Source organism: Arthrobacter sp. S41 (assembly GCF_004320535.1).
In the GTDB taxonomy this organism is placed as follows: Bacteria; Actinomycetota; Actinomycetes; order Actinomycetales; family Micrococcaceae; genus Glutamicibacter.
Genome location: NZ_SIHY01000001.1, coordinates 1904045 through 1926664 on the forward strand (window position 1 = coordinate 1904045; position 22620 = coordinate 1926664).

Below are 22620 nucleotides of genomic sequence, written 5' to 3' on the forward strand. Positions count from 1 at the left end.
TCTCCTTCAACTGCGTACTGAACTCAAATATAACCCGGATCACATCACCCAAGCAGGAGCGTGAGCGGTCCTCTGGCAAAGTAGATCAGGAATCCGAAGGCCACGACCCACATCAGTGGATGCACCTTCTTGTGGCGCCCTGCTGCAGTATTGACCACAACCCAGGCGATGAACCCAGCACCAATTCCGTTGGCAATTGAATAGGTCAACGGCATGGTGATCAGGGTCAGGAATGCTGGCATGGCTGAAGAGAACCGCTTAAAGTTGATCTCTCGGATCTGCGCGCACATCATGGTTCCTACCAAGACCAGCGCTGCGGCGGCCACTTCCATGGGCACCACCGAGGTGAGCGGTGTGAAGAACATGGAGCCAAGGAACAATACTCCGGTGATTAACGAAGCCAGTCCGGTCCTTGCGCCTTCGCCAATGCCGGCGGCCGAATCAACGTACACCGTATTGGACGAACTAGATCCAGCACCACCAGCAACCGCTCCCAAACCTTCGATCACAAAGGCTGCCTTGAGCCGTGGGAACGTGCCGTCCTTGCTGGCTAGTCCGGCGTTTTTGGCCAAACCCGTCATCGTACCCATGGCGTCAAAGAAGTTCGTGAAGACCAGAGTGAAGACCAGCATGGTGGCTGCCAACACTCCGATTCGGCTGAAGGAGCCGAGCAAGTCAAAGTTCCCGGCCAATGACAGATCTGGCAGCGAAACAATATTGCCCTGAAGTATGGGCATGTTCAGATGCCAGCCGTGCAGATTGCTATCGCTGCTCGGTCCGATCTTAAAGACCTGTTCAGCAATGACCGCCAGCACCGTAGAGATGATGATGCCAATCAGGATCCCGCCCTGTACTCCGCGGGCTACCAGCGCCCCCATGATCAGCAGTCCGAGGACAAAGATCATGGTCGGTATCGAAACAATTGATCCACCCTCCCCTAGCTGCACCGGAGGTCCGGCCGGGGTGCGGGTGACAAACCCGGAATCTACAAAGCCAATGAAGGTGATAAACAGTCCGATACCTACGGTGATGGCAGCCTTCAGGTCCTTGGGGATGGCCCGGAAAATCGCAGTACGGATACAGGTCATTCCAAAGATGACAATCAATACACCGTTGATCACTACCAGTCCCATGGCTTCTGGCCAGGTGACATCTTGGACCACCGAAACGGCCAGGAAGGAATTCATCCCCAGCCCGGCGGCCAGTGAGAAGGGAAGGTTGGCGACCATGCCAAACAGGATGGTCATCACCCCAGCGGTCAGCGAGGTCATCGCTCCCACCTGGGCTGCCGGCAACCAGTTTCCTGCCACGTCCAGCGGTGCTGCATCGGTGCTGAATCCACCAAGGATCAGCGGGTTGAGGATGACGATATAGGCCATCGTAAAGAAGGTCACCAGCCCGCCGCGGACCTCGCGGGCGACGGTGGATCCACGGCCGGTGATGTTGAAGAAGGAATCGAGAATCTTCTTTGGTCCGCTTGGTTTTGGTGCGGATGCGACAGGGGCTTGCTGACGACTAAGCGTTGTCATGACCGGCGCCTAGTAATCGGTGCGGGATTCCAAGGAGTCCCAAGCCTGGAAAGGCTTGAGATATTGAACTGATTCGTGCTCGAAGTGCTGCACCGGCATTAGCGCACGGTTTGATTCCTGTTCGAAATATTCGTAGAAGACTGCGTCATCAAAGCCTGCTTTTGCAGCATCGTGACGGTCAGCGGCGAAGTACACCTTACCGATGCGAGCCCACAATGAGGTGGCCAAGCACATGGGGCAAGGTTCGCAGCTGGTGTAGAGAACGCAGCCGCTCAAGTCGAACGTTTCTAGTGCTGCGGCCGCGGTGCGGATGGCAACTACCTCGGCGTGAGCCGATGGGTCGTTGGTTGCGGTAACGCGGTTGACTCCTTCGAAGACCTGTCCGTCTGCCGTGACCACTACGGCGCCGAAGGGGCCGCCTGCATTGTTCACGTTCTGGGTGGCAAGGTCGATGGCCATCGAAAGATAGTCCTGGCCAGTGGTATTAACGCTCATCGCGTGTCTCCTCATGCTTTCGTCAAGCACGACGCATCACGAGGTAACCCACCACGACCCGACCGTACTTGGCTGCTGAAATTTATCAGTTGCACGCCCGGTAGATAGCGACCCATTGATGGGTGCCCGCCATAGACACGTATGAGAGTATCAGTGTGATCTGGGGCTCGCAATCTTTTTGAGATTGTTTTTTCACATTATGAATAAATCGCTGTTTTTTGCGTTTCCAACGGATTACCAATCTCTATCGGCCCAAAATTGTGGTCGGTGAGATTAAGTTCCCCTCGGTGCAACACCCACCGCACGTAAGTGAAATACCGGTTTGTCATGCTCTAAGCATCAGTCATCTGCGAAGGGATAAACCGCCGTGAGTTCACAAGTCGACCCAGGTACGCAACTGCGCACCTCCAGCGCACCATCCCTTGATATCAGCCCTGGACGCTGGATCAACAACTGGACCCCTGAAGATTCCAACTTCTGGAACGGCGTTGGTCAAACGACCGCCGGCCGTAACCTCAAATGGTCCATCTTCGCCGAGTTCCTTGGCTTTAGCATCTGGCAGCTTTTTGCCATCGTGGTTGTCTACCTGCCAACGGCAGGATTCACCTACAGCACCTCCCAGCTCTTCTGGCTCATCTCCATGCCAAGCCTGATCGGCGCCACCCTGCGCATCCCATACACCTTCATGGTTGCTCGCTTCGGCGGACGCAACTGGACCATCGTTTCGGCTCTGCTGCTGCTGATCCCCGCGGTCGGACTGTCCTTGGCTCTGGCCAACACCTCCACCCCATTCGGTGTCATGCTGCTCCTGGCGGCCCTCACCGGATTTGGTGGCGGCAACTTCGCCTCATCGATGGCTAACATCACCCACTTCTACCCAGCAGCCCAAAAGGGTTGGGCGCTGGGCCTGAACGCGGCCGGTGGTAACCTCGGTGCCGCGGTAGCTCAGCTGTTGGTACCCATCGCCATCACCGTTTTTGCAGCCGGATCTCTGCAGTTGCCACTAGCTGGTGTCATCTGGATTCCATTGATCCTCATCTCCGCTTATGGCGCATGGCGCTACATGCACAACCTGACTTCAGCTAAGTCAGATGTTCGTGGAGCGATTGCCTGCCTGAAGGAAAAGCACCTGTGGATCATCTCCTGCCTGTACGTAGGAACCTTCGGCTCTTTCATCGGGTTTGCTGCGGTTTTCCCTAAGCTGATCGTTGATACCTTCCCGGCCTTCTCTCACCTGCCACTGGGCACCGCAACCATTACCTTGGCGTTCCTGGGCCCACTGGTCGGTTCGCTCTCCCGCCCTTATGGTGGCAAGCTGGCTGACCGCATTGGTGGAGCAAAGGTCACCGTGGCCGCCCTGGCCACCATGGCTCTGATTACCGCACTGGTTGTGGTGACCTTGCCACTGGCGAACTTCTGGCTATTCCTTGTATTGTTCTTGATGCTCTTCGCCTCCACGGGTATCGGTAACGGTTCCACCTACCGCATGATCCCCGCAGTATTTGCCCTCGGTGTCGGCTCCAAGGGTGCCGAAGCATCACGCAAGTCGGCAGCTGCCCTGGGCCTGATCTCAGCCATTGGCGCCTACGGTGGATTCCTGATTCCGCAGGCCCTGGGACTATCGATGTCCAACGCCGGTTCCTACACCCCAGCGTTTATCGTCTTCATCGTGGCCTACCTCGGGCTGATGCTGATGACTTGGTTCAACTACGCTCGTCGCGGGACCCGTTTCGCCCAGCATGGAGTCTAAAATGGCCGACACCCACTGCCCCTACTGCGCACTGCAGTGCGGCATCACCCTCGAAGGCACCGGCGCGCAAACCTCGTTGCGTGGCCGGGACTTCGAGACCAATGGTGGTGCACTGTGCCGCAAAGGATTCAGCGCCGCTAAATTGCTAGAGCACCCGCAACGCATCACCAACCCGATGCAACGCCAAGCCGATGGTAGTTTTGCGCCGGTGGATTGGGATACCGCACTGGATTTGATTGCCCACAAGGCATTAGAAATCCGCGCCGAGTCTGGCGCAGACGCAGTGGCAATGTTTGGTTCAGGCTCACTAACCAATGAAAAGGCCTACCAGTTGGGCAAGTTTGCCCGGCTGGCCCTAGGCACCTCACGGATCGACTACAACGGCCGGTTCTGCATGTCCTCGGCAGCTGCGGGAACCAACAAGGCTTTCGGCCTGGACCGCGGCCTGCCATTCCCCTTGGCCGATCTTGATAACGCGGCCATGATCTTGATGCTTGGCTCCAACGTAGCCGACACCATGCCACCCTTTGTCCGCCACCTGGAAACGGTGCGTGGACGCGGTGGCCTGATTGTGGTGGATCCGCGCCGTTCGGCCACCGCAAAGCTGGCCGATGAAGGCGCCGGCTGGCACCTGCAGCCCACCCCATCAAGTGACCTAGCGTTGCTTTTGGGCCTAGCTCATGTGGTGCTTACCGAGTCCTTGGCCGATACCCACTACCTGGCAGAGCGCACCGTCGGCTTAGACTCACTGCGTTCCTCGGTAGCCAGCTGGTGGCCGGAGCGCACCGCTAAAGTTACCGGTATTCCAGCCGATCAAATCCGTCGCACCGCTCGCGCCTTGGCCGCTGCGGCCAAGAGCGCCAAAAACGGTGGCAACCCTGTCTACATTCTTACCGGACGTGGCATTGAACAGCATGCCAACGGTACCGATACCGTCACCGCAGCCATCAACCTTGCACTGCTCTTGGGCCTGCCAGGAACACTGGCGGGCGGCTACGGCACCATCACCGGTCAGGGCAATGGACAGGGCGGACGCGAACACGGCCAAAAGTGCGACCAGCTGCCTGGCTACCGCAAAATTTCTGACCCGGAACACCGCGCCCACGTGGCCAAGGTCTGGGGCGTTGACCCAGAGATCATTCCCGGTCCAGGGATCCCAGCCGTTGAACTTCTGAACACTTTGGGTACCAAGTCCGGGGCACGTATGCTCATGGTTCACGGTGCCAACCCGGTCATTTCCGCACCGGATGCCAACCAGATTTTTGCCGCCCTACGCCGCCTAGACTTCTTGGTAGTCAGCGATTTCTTCTTCTCCGAAACTGCCGCCGAGGCGGATCTGGTCCTGCCGGTGTTGCAGTGGGCTGAAGAAGAAGGCACGATGACCAATCTAGAGGGCCGCATCCTTCGCCGCCGCGCCGCGATGCCAGCCCCCGGCCAAGCCAAAAGCGAATTGTGGATCTTCTCCCAACTGGCCCAACGCCTCAATGCCCCAGGCACTTTCTCCCCCAATGCTTCTGAGGTCTTCGACGAGCTAAAGCTTGCCAGCGCCGGCGGCATTGCCGACTACTCCGGAGTGAACTGGGAGGACGTGGATCAGGGTGCAGCCATCTACTGGCCTTGCCCCGAAGGCAGTGAAATCAGTACCAAGACCGGCGAGCGCAACGGCACCCCGAGGTTGTTCCTCGACCGCTTTGCGCACAGTGATGGCAAGGCACAGATCATCGCCGTCTACGCACCTAACCAGCTGCCAAACAAGCAGATTTCCTTGGTGACCGGTCGCCTGCTGGAGCACTACCAGTCAGGGGCGCAGACCCGTCGAGTTGATGAGCTGGCTACCGCCGCACCTGAGGCAGCCCTGGAAATCCACCCGAGCACTGCCCTGGCCCACCAGATCAGTGACGGGCAAATGGTCAAGGTTTCCAACCAGCGTGGCACCAGCATTGCCCGTGCAAAGCTGAGCACGGATATGCGTCTGGACACGGTGTTCTTGCCCTTCCACTTCCCGAATACCGGCACCGCCAACCTGCTGACCGATCCAAGTGTGGATCCATTCAGCAAGATGCCCGAGTTTAAACATGCCCATGTGTCTCTGAACCCGATTAAAGGGGAATCATGAAGCGTCCTGAACAGATTGTCATCATCGGCTTCGGTCCGGTAGCAGCCTCACTGATCGAAGGGCTGCTGCCCTCGGTCACCGCTGGCGACTGCGAACTGACCGTCATCAGCGCCGAAAAGCACCTGGCCTATAACCGTGTGCTTCTGGCCGAACTAGCTATCGGGGCTGCAGAACTTGAGCACCTGCTCATGGTGGATGCCGCACGTCTTGATGCCGCTGGAGTGAACGTTTTGCTTGGCGCTCAGGCCACCGGTGTTGACCGTGCACGCCGCCGGGTGCTGGTCCGCGATCACGAACCGGTGTCCTATGACCGTCTGGTCTTTGCTACCGGCGCTAGGGCAATGATCCCGTCACTGAATGGACTGAACTTTGACCCGCACGCCGATACCGCGTTGCCTGACGGAGTCTTCGCTTTACGCACCGTGGATGATGCCCAAAAGCTGCAACATTCACTGAGCATCGGCGGACGAATCTTGATCCTCGGTGGCGGAATCCTCGGCATCGAAGCTGCCCTAGCCATTGCCGCCAGCGGAGGCAAGCCCGTACTGGTTCACCACGGGGCCGCTCCCCTAGGCCGAGTTGTCGATGGTGACGGCGGAGCATTGCTCACCCGCTGTCTCAAAGACGCCGGCGTTGAAGTGATCTCTGAAGTTAAAGCCACCGGTATCAGCAAAGATGAACATGGATTTGCCGCTCTTTCCACCTCCACCCATGGAGAGATCCTCGGCGGTGCGCTGCTGATTTCCACCGGTGTTCGCGCACGCACCGAACTGGCCGAAGGTTGTGGCCTGGCGGTAGGACGCGGAATCAAAACCAACCAATTCCTCTGCGCCGATACCGAACAGCGCATCTACGCTTTGGGTGACTGCGCCGAAGTGGACGGCCAAGCCCCTGTCGGCCTGTTGGCTCCGGGCTGGGCCCAAGCCAGCTGGCTTGCCCAGCACCTATCCACACCTACCGAAGTTCCGGCCCCAGATTTTTCTGCCTCTGATGTGTTGATGCTCAAAGGTCAAGGTATTGAGGTGGCCGCCGCCGGAGATGTCAGCGCTGGCTTCTGGGATAAACCGGAACTACAGGCCACCGTATTTGCTGACCCATCGGCCGGACGTTATCTCAAAGTGGTCACTCGCGATGGTGTGGTGACTGGTTTCCTTTCCATCGGACTGCCACAGACTAGCGCCGAGCTGGTCTTGGCTTATGAGCGCGGAAATCAATTGCCTGTTGATCGCTCAACGCTTCTGCGCCTGGATGATCCTGCCGCTTTGGACTTGAGCTCCGTAGTTCCTAGCGATGAAGATCAGTTGTGCCGTTGTTCGGGAGCTACCTACGGGCAGGTTACCCATGCAGTAGGTGAAGGTTGCACCACTGTCGCGCAGGTTGGTGACTCTTGCCGTGCTGGCACCGGTTGCGGTGGCTGCAAATCCAAGATTGAGGAACTACTCAAGAAGGCTCCCGCGCTGGCCTAAACCCGCTCGCGGTTGGGCGCGTAAAACATAGACAAATGAGCTCACGTACGTCGTCACTATCCATTGACGACCAGCGTGAATTCTCTGTGCCTGGAATCAATACCACCGAATCAGTACTTTCTACGCAACCAAAACGCAGGGACCGAAGTCCCTGCGTTCCTTTTTGCTATGTCGTTGTTGGCTGGTGGTTTGTGATTCCTGGGTGCGACGTTTATTTGGTCTTCTCCAGCCACAGCTGGCCGGCGACCTCAACCAGTTCATGCATTTGAAGTGCCGGTGAATCCGCGTTCAAGCATGAGCCGGTATCCAAACGGTAAACCTCTTTGTGCAGCGGGCAAGCAACCGTTGCCACAGACTGACCATCAACCATGGTGCCACCCAGAATTCCGCGAGCCATCACCTTGGCGCCGGTGGTCGGGCAGTGGTGTGAAGCAGCGTAAAAAGAATTGGATTCGGTGCGGAAGAGTGCCAGCTGAGCACCATCAAGCAAGAGGGCTTCGCCCCAGCCTGCTTCAAGTTCTTCGCTACGGCATACCGGCGCGAAGCTGACTGACTTCTCTAGGGTTTCTTCGGCAAATTGCGTGCTCATGAACCTGTTCCTCTACTAGTGGACGTTCGCTGATATACCGAGCATAGAAGTCTCATGTTTCGCTCAACGCCGTGAGCGGTTGCTAGGTCGTAAACCCTGACTAACATTCACAATTGGCAGAGTGAGACCGCAAAATTACCGTCATTTCCACGTTTTTGATCTGTCGCGGCCTGCCCAAGTAAGGCGATCATCAGTGCAATGAGTCCACGATGTTTCATGAGTTTCACTGCCCCAAAATCTGTTGGGGAAGAAAGTTACATCGACCGAAACACAAGAGAAATTGGACTGCAAAAACGACTTTCTACAGTAGAGCTATCAGCCTGAAACTCCTCGTTTCCAAGCGAAAGTCGAATTTGATCATGGGTACAACGAACATCGCACGCCGCGTCCTAGTAATTGGTGGCGGACCGGCAGCACACCGTTTCACGGAGTCGCTGTCCAGCCGCGCACCACAGAACCTAAACATCACGGTGCTGACCGAAGAAGTCCACCTACCTTATGATCGAGTTGCTCTCTCTAAGGCACTGACCGACCGCACTGTTGATCTCACCTTAGGCGACACCACCTTGTGGGAAGCAGAGCATGTCACTTTGGAGACCAGCGCTAAAGCGGTAGCCATCGATAGTGACCAGCGCATCGTCACCACCGAGGACGGCCGAACCTTCGGCTACGACGAACTAGTACTCGCCACCGGCTCCGACGCCACCGCACTGAAAATCCCAGGCAACGAGCACAGTTTTGTATACCGCACCCTAGAAGATGTTTGGTCTATCGCGGAAAAGATCGAGGAACTCAAAACTACCCTTGGCCGTACTCCAGTAGTAGCCACCGTTGGTGGCGGTCTGCTCGGCTTGGAAGCTGCCGCCGGCGCACAGGCTTTAGGTGCCGAAGCGCTAGTTATTGATAGTGGTAACTGGTTGATGCGCTCCCAGCTCGATGAAGGTGCCGGTCAGGCGATGGGCCGATTGATCAAGGAAACCGGCTTCACCGTGCACGGCGGGTTCCGCCCTAAGGAAATCATCACCCACGACGGCGCGGTCACCGGCGTCCTGCTCACCAACGATAAAGTTATCGACGCAGATATGGTCATCGCTTCCATCGGTGTCTCCCCGCGTGATGAGCTGGCCCGCACCTACAACAACGCTCTAGATCAGGCCGGCAGCGAAGCTCCCCGCTTCGGCATGGGCCCACGTGGCGGTGTGGTTATCGAACCGAACTGCTCAACCGGGATCCAGAACATCTGGGCCATCGGTGAAGTCGCCAACTTCGACGGAATGTGCGTCGGTCTGGTCGCTCCAGCCAACTCCATGGCTGAAATTGTGGCCGAACAGCTCTCCGGCGGCCACGCAGAATTCCCTGGCTTTGATACCGCCACCAAGCTCAAGCTCTCCGGAGTAGATGTCGCCAGCTTCGGTGATGCCTTTGCACAATCCGAAGGTGCGCTGGAAGTTGTTTACGCTGACGCACCGCGTGGCCTGTACCAAAAGCTTGTTGTTTCTGCCGACGCAAAAACCTTGCTCGGTGGCATCTTTGTTGGAGATGCGACCCCGTACCAGTCCCTGCGTCCCATGCTTGGCCGTGAACTTGCTGCCGAACCCGGTGCTTACCTGAGCGCAATTGGCGGAGAAGCACCGGAAGGTGAACTGCCCGATGACGCGGTGATGTGTTCTTGCAACAATGTTTTGGTTGGAGACATCCGCGACGCAGTCTCCGGTTGTGGCAGCTGTGAGGGCAAGGATCCAGTCACCACGGTGGCTGGCCTGAAGGCTTGCACCCGTGCCGGAACTCAGTGTGGTTCGTGTGTCCCGATGATCAAAAAGCTGATGGAATCCCAGATGAAGAAGGACGGAGCCGAGGTTTCCACGGATCTGTGCGAACACATCTCCTTCTCCCGCCCAGAACTTTTCGAAGCCATCCGCGTTGCCGGTGCGGCCACCTTCGATGAAGTGATGGAACGATTCGGTACCGGGCCAGGTTGCGATATCTGCAAGCCGGCCATCGCCAACATCCTTTCTTCGCAGACCTCGGTGCACCCAATGGATGCAGGTCTAGCCGGCGCCCAGGATACCAACGACCGCGCACTGGCCAATATGCAAAAGGATGGCACCTACTCGGTAGTCCCACGTATTCCAGGTGGTGAAATCACCCCAGAGAAGCTCGCAGTGATTGCCACGGTGGCACAGAAATACGGCCTGTACACCAAGCTCACCGGCGGCCTGCGTATCGATATGTTTGGCGCCCGACTCGACCAGCTGCCTGAAATTTGGCGCGAACTAGTGGATGCCGGATTCGAGTCCGGTCAGGCCTACGGCAAGTCCCTACGCAATGTGAAAACCTGTGTCGGTTCCTCCTGGTGCCGCTACGGCATGCTCGACTCGGTGGCCATGGGCATCGAAATGGAGCTGCGCTACCGCGGGTTGCGAGCCCCGCACAAGTTCAAGATGGGTGTCTCGGGCTGCGCCCGTGAATGCGCCGAGGCTCGGGCCAAGGACATTGGCGTGATCGCCACCGCCGAAGGTTGGAACCTCTACGTTGGCGGTAATGGTGGAGCCAACCCGGCCCACGCTCAGCTGCTGGCCGGTGGCCTAGATGACGCCACCCTGCTCAAATACATCGACCGCTACCTGATGTACTACATCCGCACCGCAGACAAGCTGCAGCGTACCGCGCACTGGTTGCAGGATCTGGATGGCGGACTGGATCGTGTGAAGCAGGTAGTAATCGACGATTCCCTGGGTCTGGCCGAAGAGATGGAAGCGGCCATGGAACGCCACGTTGCCAACTATGAGGATGAGTGGGCCGCTACCCTGGCTGACCCAGTCAAGCTCAAGCGCTTCCGCTCCTTCGTGAACACCGCAGAGCCAGATACCGACTTGGCCTACGTTCCAGAGCGTGGCCAGAAGCGTCCGGCCGAGCCGGTGGCGCTAGGCACCCACATCCCCATCGGAGCACCCCAGCACTAAGTAACCCAGCACTAAGTACCCCCAAATCCACCCGCGCTTACAGTTTCGAGCTGTTACCAGCGCGGGTGGATTTGTGCGCGCAGCTTGGCATCGTAGAGATCACGAACCGCAGTGTTGAACTCACTGGAGATCTCTAGTGAACCGGCCGCGGCATTAGCACGTGCCTGCTGCTCATTGCGTGCCCCGGGAATGATGGTGCTGATTCCCTCTTGAGCCGCCAACCAAGCCAACGCAACCTGCGCGCTGGTAGATTCTGGGGATTCATTTTTGGCTAACTGTGCAAACTGACCAGCAGCCTCTACCCCGGTGGCGTAGTCCACGCCGGAGAACGTCTCGCCTACGTCAAAGGCCGAACCGTCACGGTTGAAGTTTCGATGATCGTCTTGGGCAAATTCGGTGTTCAAGTTGTATCGATTGGTGAGCAGCCCGCTGGCCAAAGGAACACGAGCGATGATTCCTACGCCGGCTTCGCGTGCTGCTGGCAGGACAACTTCTAAAGGCTTATGTCGGAAGGCGTTGATAATGATCTGCACTGTTGCGATGTTCGGCCGAGCAATGGCAGCCAATGCTTCATCCACGGTTTCTACCGAAACGCCGTAGTTGGCCATGCGGCCTTCATCCACCATCGTGTCCAGCGCGTCATAGACGGCATCGGTGGAATACACCGAAGTTGGCGGACAGTGCAACTGCACCAAATCCAGGGTGTCCACTCCAAGGTTTTTACGCGAGCGGTCATTCCAAGCTCGGAAGGCATCAAGGTTGTAGTTTTCCGGTACCTGCTCAACCCTGCGGCCCATTTTGGTGGCCACCGTGATGCCAGCTTCTGGGTTTGCTTTGAGCCACTTACCAATCGCCTCTTCGCTGCGTCCGTCGCCGTAGACATCCGCAGTATCAAAGAAGCTCACGCCAGCCTCGTAGGCGGCATCTAATACTGCTAGGGCGTCTGCTTCATCGACCGATCCCCAGTCAGCTCCAAGCTGCCACGTTCCTAGGCCAATGACGGATACCGTGCGGTTAGTGCGTCCAAGTTCTCTATTTTGCATAGCTCCGAGTCTATGGTGCCTTAGCTATTAACGATACCAACGGCGGTGTTTCAACCAATAACTTTATGTTCCATTCGATAGAATATTGGTTGTCATCACAACACTGAGGAGATCATGTTTCTCGCAATTTTAACGATCATCTGCGCCTTCATTGGCGTGATTGTCATGCTCGTCGGCAAGGCATTGAAGCCTGAAAACAAAAACCGCACTTCCACCAGGCTCACCGGCTTTGGCATATTCTTCGTATCGCTGATTGTCCTCGCGTTTATGTGTGTCACCATCGTTCAGCCACGAACCGTGGGAGTGAAGGTTGCATTGGGCAAGCCGACCTCGGTGGTTAGCAACGGCTTCCACCTGAAGTGGCCTTGGGAAAAGGTCGAGAAATTAGACGGTTCGGTCCAGAACGATGTCTACTCCGCAGATAGTGGCATTCCAGTTCGTTTGGGAAACAACGGTCGTGCCGACGTTGATGCCTCGATCCAATGGCAGCTGAAGACCGACGACGCCATGGACGTGTTCCTGGATTACCGCACCTTTGAAGGTATTCAGTCGAACCTTGTTGATCGAAACTTCCGCGCCGCATTGAATGAAGTGATGGCCACCTATGATCCACTGGCCTACACCGAACCGTCCAAGGGCGGTCAGGACCTTGAAGGACTAGCTAAGTCCGTTCAGGAAAAGATGCAGGCCAAGGTCAAAACTCAGATTGCGATCCGCTCGGTAACCCTGCCAATCATCAATTTTGATGAGCCAACGCAGAACCGAATCAATGAGCTGCAGTCAGAAGCTGCTAAGACTCGCGTAGCGCAACAGCGTAAGCAGACCAGCACCGCCGAGGCAGAGGCCAACAAGATCTTGGAACGCTCCTTGACTCCTGAGACTCTGACTTCCAAGTGTTTGGACATCGTTGCTGAATCCAACCAGAGCCCTATCGGTTGTTTCCCTAACTCGGGAGTTCAGCCCATCACCATGACCGGTGATCAGAAGTCCAAGTAACTTCACGCAGGTACAGCAATGGCTCCAACATTTTGTTGGAGCCATTGCTGTACCTAGATACTGAGGCTCTAGCCTTGCGGCATCGGCCGGTCACCGGCTTGGCCTGGCTGTTCGGCGATGATCTGCACTTCAAGACCCTGGTGGTCATAGAGTTTGCCATCGATTAGACGGTCACCGTCTTCTAGCCCGGCAATCTGATATTTGTAGACTGCACGCTGGGAGATTGTCTTTTTCCCCCAGGACAGTTCGTTGAAGATAATGTTCAGCAGTACCGCCATGATGGTGGCCGACGAAATGCTGGACTGGAAGATAGTGCCCACCCAAGTAGGGAAGGCAGCATAGAAGTCAGCTTTCACCATAGGGATACAGCCGAAGGCCAGCGAGGTCGCGATGATCAGCATGTTCATGTTGTCATCTTTGACCTTGGCCAGGGTGCGAATACCAGCGGCCGCCACCGAACCAAAAAGCACAATTCCGGCGCCGCCGAGTACGGGCTGCGGAACAGAGGCGATAACACGTCCAAGTACCGGCAGTAAGCCCAGAATGACCAGGATGCCACCGCCAGTAGCCACAACAAAGCGGCTCTTCACACCGGTGATTGCCACCAGGCCAACATTCTGCGCGAAGGCTGACTGGGTGAAGGTGTTGAACACTGGGGCAACGGTGGAGGAAAGCATATCGGCGCGCAGGCCGTTGGCGATACGACGGGCATCAACCTTAGATCCAGTCACCTCGGCGACCGCGAGCATGTCTGCAGTGGTTTCGGTATAGGTAACTAGGATGACGATCATCATCGAAATAATGGCACTGATCTCAAAGACCGGAGCACCAAAAGCAAAGGGTGTTGGCACCGCAAAAATGTCACCGGTAAGCACCTGAGAAAAATCGGTCATCCCCATAAAAACAGCCACAATCGTACCCAAGACGATGGAGAGCAGAATCGATAAGCGCGAAAGAGCTGCGACCCCGGACTTCGACAGAGCCAACAGAATTACTAGGGTGATGGCAGCTAGGGCAATGTTTTTCATCGACCCGTAGTTCTCCCCCGCAGCGGCTCCGCCCATGGCCCAGTCTGCAGTCACCGGGAAGAGCGAAACCCCAATAATGGTGATCACCACTCCGGTGACCACCGGCGGGAAGAACCGTAAGAGTTTGGCGAAGAATGGTGCGATCACAATACCGATCGCACCGGCTGCTAGCACCGCACCAAAGACCGCCGGCATGCCACCGCCACCGTTCATGATGGCGATCATCGTTGCCACACCGGAGAACGAGGTGCCCTGAACCAATGGCAGCTGAGCTCCGAAGAATGGAATGCCCAAGGTCTGCAAGATGGTAGCCAAGCCGCCAACAAACAAGCAGCAGGCAACCAGCACACCCATTTGTGCCGTATCCATTCCTGCAGCGCCACCCATAACCAGTGGCGGGGCGATGATTCCGCCGTACATGGTCAACACGTGTTGGAAGCCGTAGGCCACCGTGCGACCGGGGCTCAGGCGTTCATCTTCAGGTCTTGCACTCAGCACCGGTTGGCTACTGGCAGCACTCATGGGGTTGTTCCTCTTCAGGTCGCTGCGGTGGATGATGCCTTCAATTCTCGCCCATCACCACCGCTGACCTGTGGAACTTAGGCGCTAGGAGTCCAATGTTGCGCCCGGCTGTTGGGTATGTTCGACGAAACGCACCATCATTGCTTTAAAGCCGGGGGTGTTGGATTCACGGGCCACCAAGTCACGATGCACTAGTGCGTTAGCTTCTGGATAGTAGGCAGCAACGCACCCCTTAGCAGTCGGGTAGGAAACCAAACGGAATCGATTGGCACGACGCTCGGTGCCGGCGAAGGTGGAAATCACGTCCACCAAATCACGGTCGACAAATCCTGTATCCGCCAGATCTTCAGGGTTGATCAAGATGACACGGCGCCCATCCTTGATGCCGCGGTAGCGGTCATCAAGCCCGTAGAAGGTGGTGTTGTACTGGTCGTGGCTTCGCATGGTCTGCAAGATGAGGTGACCTTCGGGGGCTTCCAGCGCTTCAAAGTCCGAGACGGTGAAGCGTCCCTTGCCGATGTCCGTGGCGAAGGACCGAGTATCGCGTGGCGGGTTGGGAAGGACAAAGCCATTCTTCTCGCGCACCCGGCGGTTGAAGTCCTCAAATCCGGGCAACACCTTTTCGATGTGGTCGCGGATGACGTCATAGTCTTCAGCCATGGCGCGCCAGTTGATCGGGTGCTCTTCGCCCAGAATTGCTTGCGCCATACGCGCCACAATTACGGGTTCCGCCAAAAGGTGGTCAGAGACCGGGGCCAGCCGCCCTTGGGTTGATTTGATGACCGACATGGAGTCTTCCACGGAAAGGAACTGCGCACCGCCCGGGTGCTTGTTGTCCTTGTCGGTGCGCCCCAAGGTAGGAAGAATCAACGAAGTCTTGCCATGCACCACGTGCGATCGGTTGGGCTTGGTCGAAATATGCACGGTTAGTTTGGCCCGTTGCATGCCCGCTTCCAACGCCTCGGTATCCGAGTTGGCTAGAGCAAAGTTTCCGCCCATCGAGACAAAAACATCAACCTCATCTTTTTCAAAGGCATGTAGCGCTTCGGTGGAATCATAACCATGCGCGCGTGGTGAGGTGATGCCAAATTCTTTATCAATGGAAGCCAACAGTTGTTCGGTCGGCTTCTCCCAAATGCCCATGGTGCGGTCGCCCTGAACGTTGGAGTGACCACGCACAGGGCAGGCTCCGGCCCCGGGCTTGCCGAAGTTGCCCTGAAGCAACAGAAGGTTGATGATTTCTTTGAGCGTCGGCACCGAGTGCGGCTGCTGGGTCAGTCCCAGAGCCCAACAAATAATGGTTGCTTTGGACTTGATCAGCAGCCCGGCTATTTCGGTGATTTCTGCACGGGTGAGACCGGTGGCTTGCTCAGTAGCGTCCCAGTCCAGGGTTGCGCGAGCTTCTTGGTAGGCGTCAAAACCATCGGTGACTTCATCAATGAATTTGTGGTCCACAACGGTGCCAGGGTTCTTGGCTTCTTCTTCGAGCAAAAGATGTCCGAAGGCTTGGAACAGTGCCAAGTCACCGCCCACCTTGATCTGCAGGAAATCACTGGCCACTGGGTCAGGAGTGCCCAGCATTCCCTTAACGGTCTGGGGATCTTTGAATCCGAAGAATCCGGCCTCTGGCAGTGGGTTAACCGCGACAACTCGGGCCCCGCGCTTGCGTGCATCGGAGAGAGCCGAGAGCATCCGTGGGTGGTTGGTGCCGGGGTTTTGACCCACAACAAAAATCAGTTCGGTGTGTTCAAAGTCTTCAAGACTGACCGTGCCCTTGCCGATACCAATCGTTGGGTTCAGTGCGGTACCCGAAGATTCATGGCACATATTTGAGCAGTCTGGCAGGTTGTTGGTCCCCAAGCTGCGAGCCAACAACTGGTACATAAATGCTGTCTCGTTGGCGGTACGGCCGGACGTGTAAAAAACGCAACGTTCAGGGGTGGAGTCATGCACGTGTTGTGCGATGGTCTCAAAAGCTTCGCCCCAGCTGATCGGCTGGTAGTGGCTTTCACCCTCGTGGATGATCATGGGGTTGGTGATGCGGCCCTGTGACCCCAACCAGTATTCGGTCTTGTCCTGCAGTACTGAAATTGGGTGCTCTTCGAACCACTGTGGAGTGACGGTGCGGGAACTGGCTTCTTCTGCGATCGCCTTGGCGCCGTTTTCACAAAACTCTGCAGGTTTGCGGCGTTCGGTAATGGATTCGGGCCAAGCGCAGCCCGGGCAGTCAAAGCCGTTGTGTTGGTTGACCCGCAGCATTGAGCGCAGGGTGCGGCTCGGGCCGGCCTGAGAGAATCCACGCTCCATCGACACCATGACGGCTTTGAGTCCCGCCGCCGCATGGGCTGGTTCGCTGACTTTCAGCTCATCTTCGTTGATGTCTTTTTTCGGTGCCGAACGATGCATGGGGCCCTCCTCTGGGTTGTGCGAACGAATACTGATATCCAGCTCACATATTACAAGCCTACGCCTTGATCACGCGATGCGCATGGGTATATATGTTCACGCTGGTACTGCGCGAAAATGCCGCCAGCGTTAGACCTGTTTCTTCAGCCAAATCTACCGCCAAAGACGACGGTGCGCTCACCGCGGTGAGCAATCCGATCCCGGCCATCGCTGCCTTCTGAACCAGCTCAAAAGATGCACGCCCCGAAACCTGCAGCACCGCATCGTTTAATGGCAGCATCCCCTGGCGCAAAGCTGCGCCAATGACTTTGTCCACCGCATTATGCCGACCTACGTCTTCACGCAGGATCAGTAATTCACCGTCCGTTGCAAACAGCCCCGCGGCGTGCACTCCCCCGGTGGAAGAGAAGAGTTGCTGGGATTCACGTAGCGTATCGGGTAGGTCCAGCAAGGTGTTGACATCAATGATCCCGCTGCGATCAGCCAGCTTAAATCCGGCCTTTTTTCGCACCTCATCAATGGAATTGGTTCCGCAGATCCCGCAGGCAGAACTGGTTACCACATTGCGTGCTGCCGCTAGATCTGGCGGCGTAGCTCCGGCAGCCAGTTGCACCTCAATGACGTTAAAGGTCTGGTTACCTTCTTCATCGGTGCCCGCGCAGTAGCGCATGGAAACGAGTTGTTCTGCGCTGCGAATAACCCCTTCGCCCACCAAAAAGCCAGAGACCATATCGAAGTCGTCCCCGGGGGTGCGCATAGAAGTGGTGTAGGAGGTGTGCCCAAAACGAATTTCCAGCGGCTCTTCGCCCGCCAGTTTCTCCTCGCGGGTACGCCAGCCGCCTTCACGGGTTGCACGAATAACTCGACGGCGAACGATCTTTCGACCCATTTGGTTGCTCCTTGCGGTGCTTCACAGTGCTCAGGGCAATACTCGCACACCGCGGGCATAAACGCAGTTCCGGTGCTACTTTTCGCCTTGAATCAGGACCGTTGATACAGGCAGTCTCGTGTCGCACCGTAGCTCTTTGACCAGTGACATTCCGAGCAGAGTCACGATGATCGTAAACGGCACCGCCGAAAGAATGGCTGCTTGCTGCAGCGCTTCGAGCCCGCCCACCAGGAGCAGCACAATCGCGCAGACACCGGTTAGCAATCCCCACACTGTCAGCACCGGTCGCTTTGGATACATGTTGCCGCCCGAGGTCAATGTTCCCAGGACATAGGTGTTGGAATCTGCACCAGTAATAAAGAACAAAACAACGAGTATCACGGTAAAAGCTGAGGTAACCGCAGGCATCGGTAGCTCCGCGAGCATTGCGAAGAACGTACTGTTCGTATCAGTGAGCGTAGCTTGTCCAATCCCTGTGGAACCGTTCATTTCTTGGTGAATAGCAGTACCACCAAAAATGCTGAACCAAATGCTGAAAACTAGCGAGGGAACACCCATTACGGCGATAACAAACTCTCGGATCGTGCGCCCCTTGGAAATGCGTGCCAAGAAAATTCCGACGAATGCGCCCCAGCTCAGCCACCAAGCCATCATAAAGTAAGTCCACCACTGCATCCATTGCAGATCTTCCGCATTCGACGGAGTCAGTAGCGCGACGGCAGGAAATTCTGCAAGGAACTGACCCACTGATCGGAAGTAGATATTGCTGATGAAGCCCGTGGGACCAGATATAAGAACAAATACACCGATCACAGCAGCACCAATCATGGTGCCTTGGCTGAGCCATTTAATACCTTTACCCACACCAGACAAGGCAGAGAGAGTGAAGATAATGGTGACACCGGCGATGATGACGATCTTCACGAAGATGTCCGTCGGAACACCGAACAGTCGGTTAAAACCTTCGGCAATTTGTGAAGCTCCCAATCCCAAGGAAGTTGTTGTGCCGAACAATGTAGCAAGGACGGTAAACACGTCAATAGCCTTGCCCAACAGTCCGTCCATGGACTTGCCAAGTACGGGTCGCAGCATCACCGACACGAGACCGGAATTTCCACGCCGATGAGTTGAGTAGGCAATAGCTAGCCCAAAGACACCAAACAAGGCCCAAGCGTTCGGCCCCCAGTCGAAGTAAGAGAACTGCAGCGCTAGCACCGCGGCATCCATGGTTCCTGGCTCAGCTCGGTTATGTGGAGGATCCATGAAGTGACTCATGGGCTCGGCGGCACCATAACTGATCAATCCGATACCCATCACGGCCCCTAGAATCATTGCGATCCAGGCCCATGTGGAGAATTCTGGACGGTCTTTGTCCTTCCCGAGCCGGATGCCGCCGAAACGCGAAAAGGCTAAGAACAGCATCAGTAAAATGCAGCCCAGTGTGACCAGCAGATAGCTCCAGCCTATATATTGCGCGGACCAGGTGGAGGCAGTGGACATTAGTCCATTGAGCTGCTCCGGTGCGAATGCTGCCCAGAGCACGAATACCGCAACTAGTACTAGGGAGATGACCAGCACGCTGCCCGGACCATAAAGTTTCTGATATACCTTTTTGGATTCGATCCGGCTACTGGCTCGGCGAAGCTCACCGCCGGTCAGCGTGGGCCCTCCACGAGGGCCTTGGCCCTGATTCTCATCGATGTCCGTATTCATGTCTCTGGCACTCCTTAAAATTGGTGGAGCCTTCTGATTGCTGTTTTAGAGAGCTTGCAATTCGGCACCGTCGAAGAACCGACCAGCCTTGTAGATCATGGGTTCCAGCTCCGCGACCTCCGAGTGCTTGACCTTCGCAATAAATACGGTGTGGGTTTTGGCTTGGAAACGTTCCTTGATCTCGGCCTCGATTGAAGCGGCTGAGCCATCGAGCAGTGGGCTACCGTCCGGACCTTCATGCCACTGCAGGTCAGCAAATTTGTCGTCCCCCTTGGAGGCGAAGACACCGATCGTTTCGCGCTGATCGTTGCTCATGATGTTGATTCCCAAATGCGTGGATTTGAATAGCGACGCATAGGTACTGGTCGTCTTCTGTACGCAGACGAGTACCAGAGGCGGTTCTAACGAAACCGAAACGTAGGAATTTGCGGCCAGTCCTCGTGGCTTTCCACATTCGTCTTTGGTGGTTACTACGGTCACCCCAGTGATGAACTGACGGTTGAAGCCTTTGAGCGCGGCCAGGTCGGGGACTCCGCTCAGATCATCTACCACCACGCCATTTTCGGCGGACTCGAATGCCGATTTTAGTGACGGGACTCCGACGTCTTCCAATAATTCGCTCTGATCCCAAGTCACTTCTTCGGAAATAATCTTTCCCTCTTTGACCTTCATGAGATTTGAACCGCGAGTCTCAACGCTATTTCCGGTGGCAGGTACGCCTTGAAGGTCATTGGTGAAGGTTCCGTTGGTACGCCAGAAAATCGCGATTGACTCTTTGCTTTCATCCACCAATAGGTGATCGATGGTGGTGACCAGATCCGGGAATGCTTCGCGAACAGTCAGGATGTCCTGTTTCAGCGCCTGAGCGGTCGAGATGTTCTTGGACTTGTTGCTGATGCGCTGGAAGTCAGGATGGAAAACATTGTCGAGCGAATCAACGTGGCCACGATCCCATGCTGCCTCCCATGCGGTGAGCAGTGATTCTTTGACTTGCTGGAGAGAATAATTGGTTTGTTGCATGCATGAAATGCTAGCAAAGCGTGTGACAGAGTCAACAGATTTTCAAATTTCTTTTAAATTCAGCGAATTATCAAGGATTGCTTGCATGCAAGAGGAACTATGGTTACTGTTCTTGTATGCAACAGAGTTCAGTAGCTGAGGTAAAACGCAGCGTCGCAACAGATACGTCACTTTTGAGTCGGCTGCGCCAAATGATCGTTACCGGTGCAGTGATGCCCGGAGCGCTTTTGGCGGAAACGGCACTGGCTCAAGAGTTTGAGGTCAGCCGCACTCCGATTCGAGAAGCGCTCAAGCAGCTAGAGCGTGAAGGACTAGTAGAGGTACGCGCCAGGGTCGGAACCTTCGTTCGAAAGCCAACACAGCGCGAGATCCACGAGATGTTTGAGCTCAAAGAATCGTTCGAAGGTCTTGCTGCCGGCCTTTTGGCTAAGCGTGGGCCAGTTCCTGAACTTGAACATCTCAAAGAGAATGTCGCTCGCAGCCAGCAAGCAGTGGAACACGGTGACGCACAAGAGTATTCGCAACTAGTGCACGACTTCCACAGCACTTTGGTTGCTGGAGCCGACAACAGAAAACTCTCCGAGCACTACGACTTGCTAATGAATCAGCTTGCCTACCAGCGAATAGTCTCCCAGACGCTAAGCCAGCCTGGCCGTCTGCAAAATTCGGTCAAGGAGCATCAAGCAATTATCGATGCCATCAGTTCCAAGGACCCGCTGGCCGCTGAACTCGTGATGCGTAGACATGTTGCCGCTTCAAGCCAATTAGCAGCCATCGCCGCCTTGAAAGAGGATGAAGGACAGTCCAACTAGCCCCATCCTCAGATCATCACGCAAAGGATTATCAAATGAACTCTCCCTTGGTCGTTTCAACCCAGCCCGTTGATTTGAGCCGCCGTTCAACGCTCACGGATTATTCGGATCTTGCAACTGCCACCGGACTTCGCAAAATCACAAGCACCGCAGAAGAGGTTCCACACCCGCAGCTAGGAACGATCACTCGCGCTACAGCTACAGCCGTAATCGCTAACCCTTGGCTCGGCACCAACACGGAACATGACTTGTCCGAACGCACTGAAGCGATCGCTCCGCTACTGGCCAAATTGCTCTCCGACCGGCTTCTGTATTCGCTCGGCGGTGCCGAACAAATACAAGCCTTCGGCAAAGCCGCCATTGTGGGCACTGCGGGCGAATTGGAGCACGCGGGAGCGCTGATCCATACTCCGTTCTTCGGCAATTTGTTGCGCGAAGCCTTACAAGGAACCTCAATCATCTGCTTCGTTGACGGTCGCGGGATACCTGGCGAAACCTTGCGAGTACCCATGTGGCACAAGACCGCAGCGGCAACCCGCACCCACTACCAGACCATCGAGATCTCTTTGCCTGATGCGCCGCATGCCGCAGAGATCGCCGTCGTCGCCGCAGCATCCGGTGGGCCACGACCCCACGCTCGCATCGGCGACAGAAGCACAGACCGCCCCATTACCTCTGCAATTCTGAAAGGAATCAAACTATGAACTACCGCAAGCTAGTGACAATCGTTGAAGAAATCAGCACCGAAGGTGGCCAAGCTGTAGACCCTGTGGCACGCGTGGCCATCGTCGCTGCAGTTATCGATAACCCATGGGCGGGCCAAGGATTCGTCAAAGATCTGAACCCAGGCATTGACTCTGTGGCATCGAGCCTCGGCGCACTGTTGGCGCCTCGGGTTATTGAAGCTCTAGGTGCGCCGCTCGAAGCCTACGGGAAGGCAGCAATCGTCGGGTTAGACGGCGAAATTGAGCATGGCTCAGCGCTTATCCACACTTTGAAATTCGGCAATCACTTCCGTGACGCCGCTAAGGCAACGACCTTACTTCCCGCTGTTGAAAAGCGTGGGCCGGCAGGAGTCCAGTTCGATATTCCGCTCAAGCACTTCACGGACGCAACCATCCGTTCGCACCACCAGAGCATTGAAGTGAAGATCTCCGACGCTCCACATTCGGGCGAAATTCTGATCGCTCTAGCCGGTGCCACCCGAGGACGTCCTCAAGAACGCCTCGCCGCACTGAGCACCGAGCAGTAGTCCCCGGCAATATTCGACCACGGAGCAAAGC

The 22620-nt window shown here is 56.3% G+C and carries 17 protein-coding genes; 8 read left to right on the forward strand and 9 right to left on the reverse strand.

The genetic code is table 11. From position 1 onward, the window contains the following. Positions 1–44: 44 nt before the first annotated feature. On the reverse strand, positions 45–1529 hold the full coding sequence (locus EYR88_RS08775; RefSeq protein ID WP_131089261.1) for an NCS2 family permease: 1485 nt from the start codon (positions 1527–1529) through the stop codon (positions 45–47). A 9-nt stretch (positions 1530–1538) separates the two neighbouring features. Beyond that, complete coding sequence (locus EYR88_RS08780) at positions 1539–2024, reverse strand: nucleoside deaminase (RefSeq protein WP_131089262.1); 486 nt, start codon at positions 2022–2024, stop codon at positions 1539–1541. A 367-nt stretch (positions 2025–2391) separates the two neighbouring features. On the opposite strand from EYR88_RS08780, the gene EYR88_RS08785 reads away from it, so the two are divergent. Genes EYR88_RS08785 through EYR88_RS08795 form a run of 3 tightly spaced genes read left to right on the forward strand, consistent with a single transcriptional unit; the run spans position 2392 to position 7356 of the window. Next, complete coding sequence (locus tag EYR88_RS08785; RefSeq protein ID WP_131089263.1) at positions 2392–3774, forward strand: MFS transporter; 1383 nt, start codon at positions 2392–2394, stop codon at positions 3772–3774. A gap of 1 nt (position 3775) precedes the next feature. Next, a complete protein-coding gene (locus EYR88_RS08790) occupies positions 3776–5890 on the forward strand; it encodes a molybdopterin oxidoreductase family protein (RefSeq protein WP_131089264.1) in 2115 nt (704 codons plus the stop codon). Beyond that, a complete protein-coding gene (locus tag EYR88_RS08795) occupies positions 5887–7356 on the forward strand; it encodes an FAD-dependent oxidoreductase (protein WP_131089265.1) in 1470 nt (489 codons plus the stop codon). Before EYR88_RS08790 ends, EYR88_RS08795 begins: the two co-directional genes overlap by 4 nt. A 211-nt stretch (positions 7357–7567) precedes the next feature. Here EYR88_RS08795 and nirD read toward each other — a convergent pair whose 3' ends face one another. Continuing rightward, positions 7568–7945, reverse strand: coding sequence for a nitrite reductase small subunit NirD (nirD, locus tag EYR88_RS08800; protein ID WP_131089266.1), 378 nt, complete (start codon positions 7943–7945; stop codon positions 7568–7570). Between the two features lie 359 nt (positions 7946–8304). Between nirD and nirB the strand changes: the two genes are divergently transcribed. Next, positions 8305–10908 carry a nitrite reductase large subunit NirB gene (gene nirB / locus EYR88_RS08805; RefSeq protein WP_131089267.1) on the forward strand — a complete coding sequence of 868 codons (2604 nt, stop codon included), beginning with the start codon at positions 8305–8307 and terminating at the stop codon, positions 10906–10908. Between the two features lie 53 nt (positions 10909–10961). Here the strand turns inward: nirB and EYR88_RS08810 are convergent, their stop codons facing one another. Beyond that, positions 10962–11951, reverse strand: a complete 990-nt coding sequence (locus EYR88_RS08810; protein ID WP_131089268.1) for an aldo/keto reductase — start codon at positions 11949–11951, stop codon at positions 10962–10964. A gap of 114 nt (positions 11952–12065) precedes the next feature. On the opposite strand from EYR88_RS08810, the gene EYR88_RS08815 reads away from it, so the two are divergent. Beyond that, positions 12066–12947 (forward strand): SPFH domain-containing protein, encoded by an 882-nt coding sequence (locus tag EYR88_RS08815; protein ID WP_131089269.1) that lies wholly within the window; start codon positions 12066–12068, stop codon positions 12945–12947. A gap of 68 nt (positions 12948–13015) precedes the next feature. Here EYR88_RS08815 and EYR88_RS08820 read toward each other — a convergent pair whose 3' ends face one another. From EYR88_RS08820 to EYR88_RS08840, 5 genes are all read right to left on the reverse strand, one after another. Then, complete coding sequence (locus EYR88_RS08820; RefSeq protein WP_131089270.1) at positions 13016–14497, reverse strand: nucleobase:cation symporter-2 family protein; 1482 nt, start codon at positions 14495–14497, stop codon at positions 13016–13018. A gap of 84 nt (positions 14498–14581) precedes the next feature. Then, positions 14582–16903: an FdhF/YdeP family oxidoreductase gene (locus tag EYR88_RS08825; protein ID WP_131089271.1), complete on the reverse strand. Its 2322-nt coding sequence runs from the start codon at positions 16901–16903 to the stop codon at positions 14582–14584. 58 nt (positions 16904–16961) lie between these two features. Further along, positions 16962–17792 (reverse strand): formate dehydrogenase accessory sulfurtransferase FdhD, encoded by an 831-nt coding sequence (fdhD, locus tag EYR88_RS08830; protein ID WP_131089272.1) that lies wholly within the window; start codon positions 17790–17792, stop codon positions 16962–16964. 75 nt (positions 17793–17867) lie between these two features. Beyond that, positions 17868–19505: a BCCT family transporter gene (locus EYR88_RS08835; protein ID WP_131089273.1), complete on the reverse strand. Its 1638-nt coding sequence runs from the start codon at positions 19503–19505 to the stop codon at positions 17868–17870. Between the two features lie 45 nt (positions 19506–19550). Beyond that, on the reverse strand, positions 19551–20525 hold the full coding sequence (locus EYR88_RS08840) for a flavin reductase (protein ID WP_131089274.1): 975 nt from the start codon (positions 20523–20525) through the stop codon (positions 19551–19553). 116 nt (positions 20526–20641) lie between these two features. On the opposite strand from EYR88_RS08840, the gene EYR88_RS08845 reads away from it, so the two are divergent. The 3 genes from EYR88_RS08845 to EYR88_RS08855 are packed head-to-tail and all read left to right on the forward strand — an operon-like array spanning position 20642 to position 22589. After that, positions 20642–21337: a GntR family transcriptional regulator gene (locus tag EYR88_RS08845; protein ID WP_131089275.1), complete on the forward strand. Its 696-nt coding sequence runs from the start codon at positions 20642–20644 to the stop codon at positions 21335–21337. Positions 21338–21372: 35 nt separating this feature from the next. Then, positions 21373–22041 carry an amino acid synthesis family protein gene (locus EYR88_RS08850; protein ID WP_131089276.1) on the forward strand — a complete coding sequence of 223 codons (669 nt, stop codon included), beginning with the start codon at positions 21373–21375 and terminating at the stop codon, positions 22039–22041. Then, the gene (locus EYR88_RS08855; protein WP_131089277.1) at positions 22038–22589 is read left to right on the forward strand and encodes an amino acid synthesis family protein; all 552 of its coding nucleotides are present in this window, start codon (positions 22038–22040) and stop codon (positions 22587–22589) included. The genes EYR88_RS08850 and EYR88_RS08855 overlap by 4 nt, the downstream gene beginning before the upstream one ends. The last annotated feature ends 31 nt before the right edge of the window (positions 22590–22620 follow it).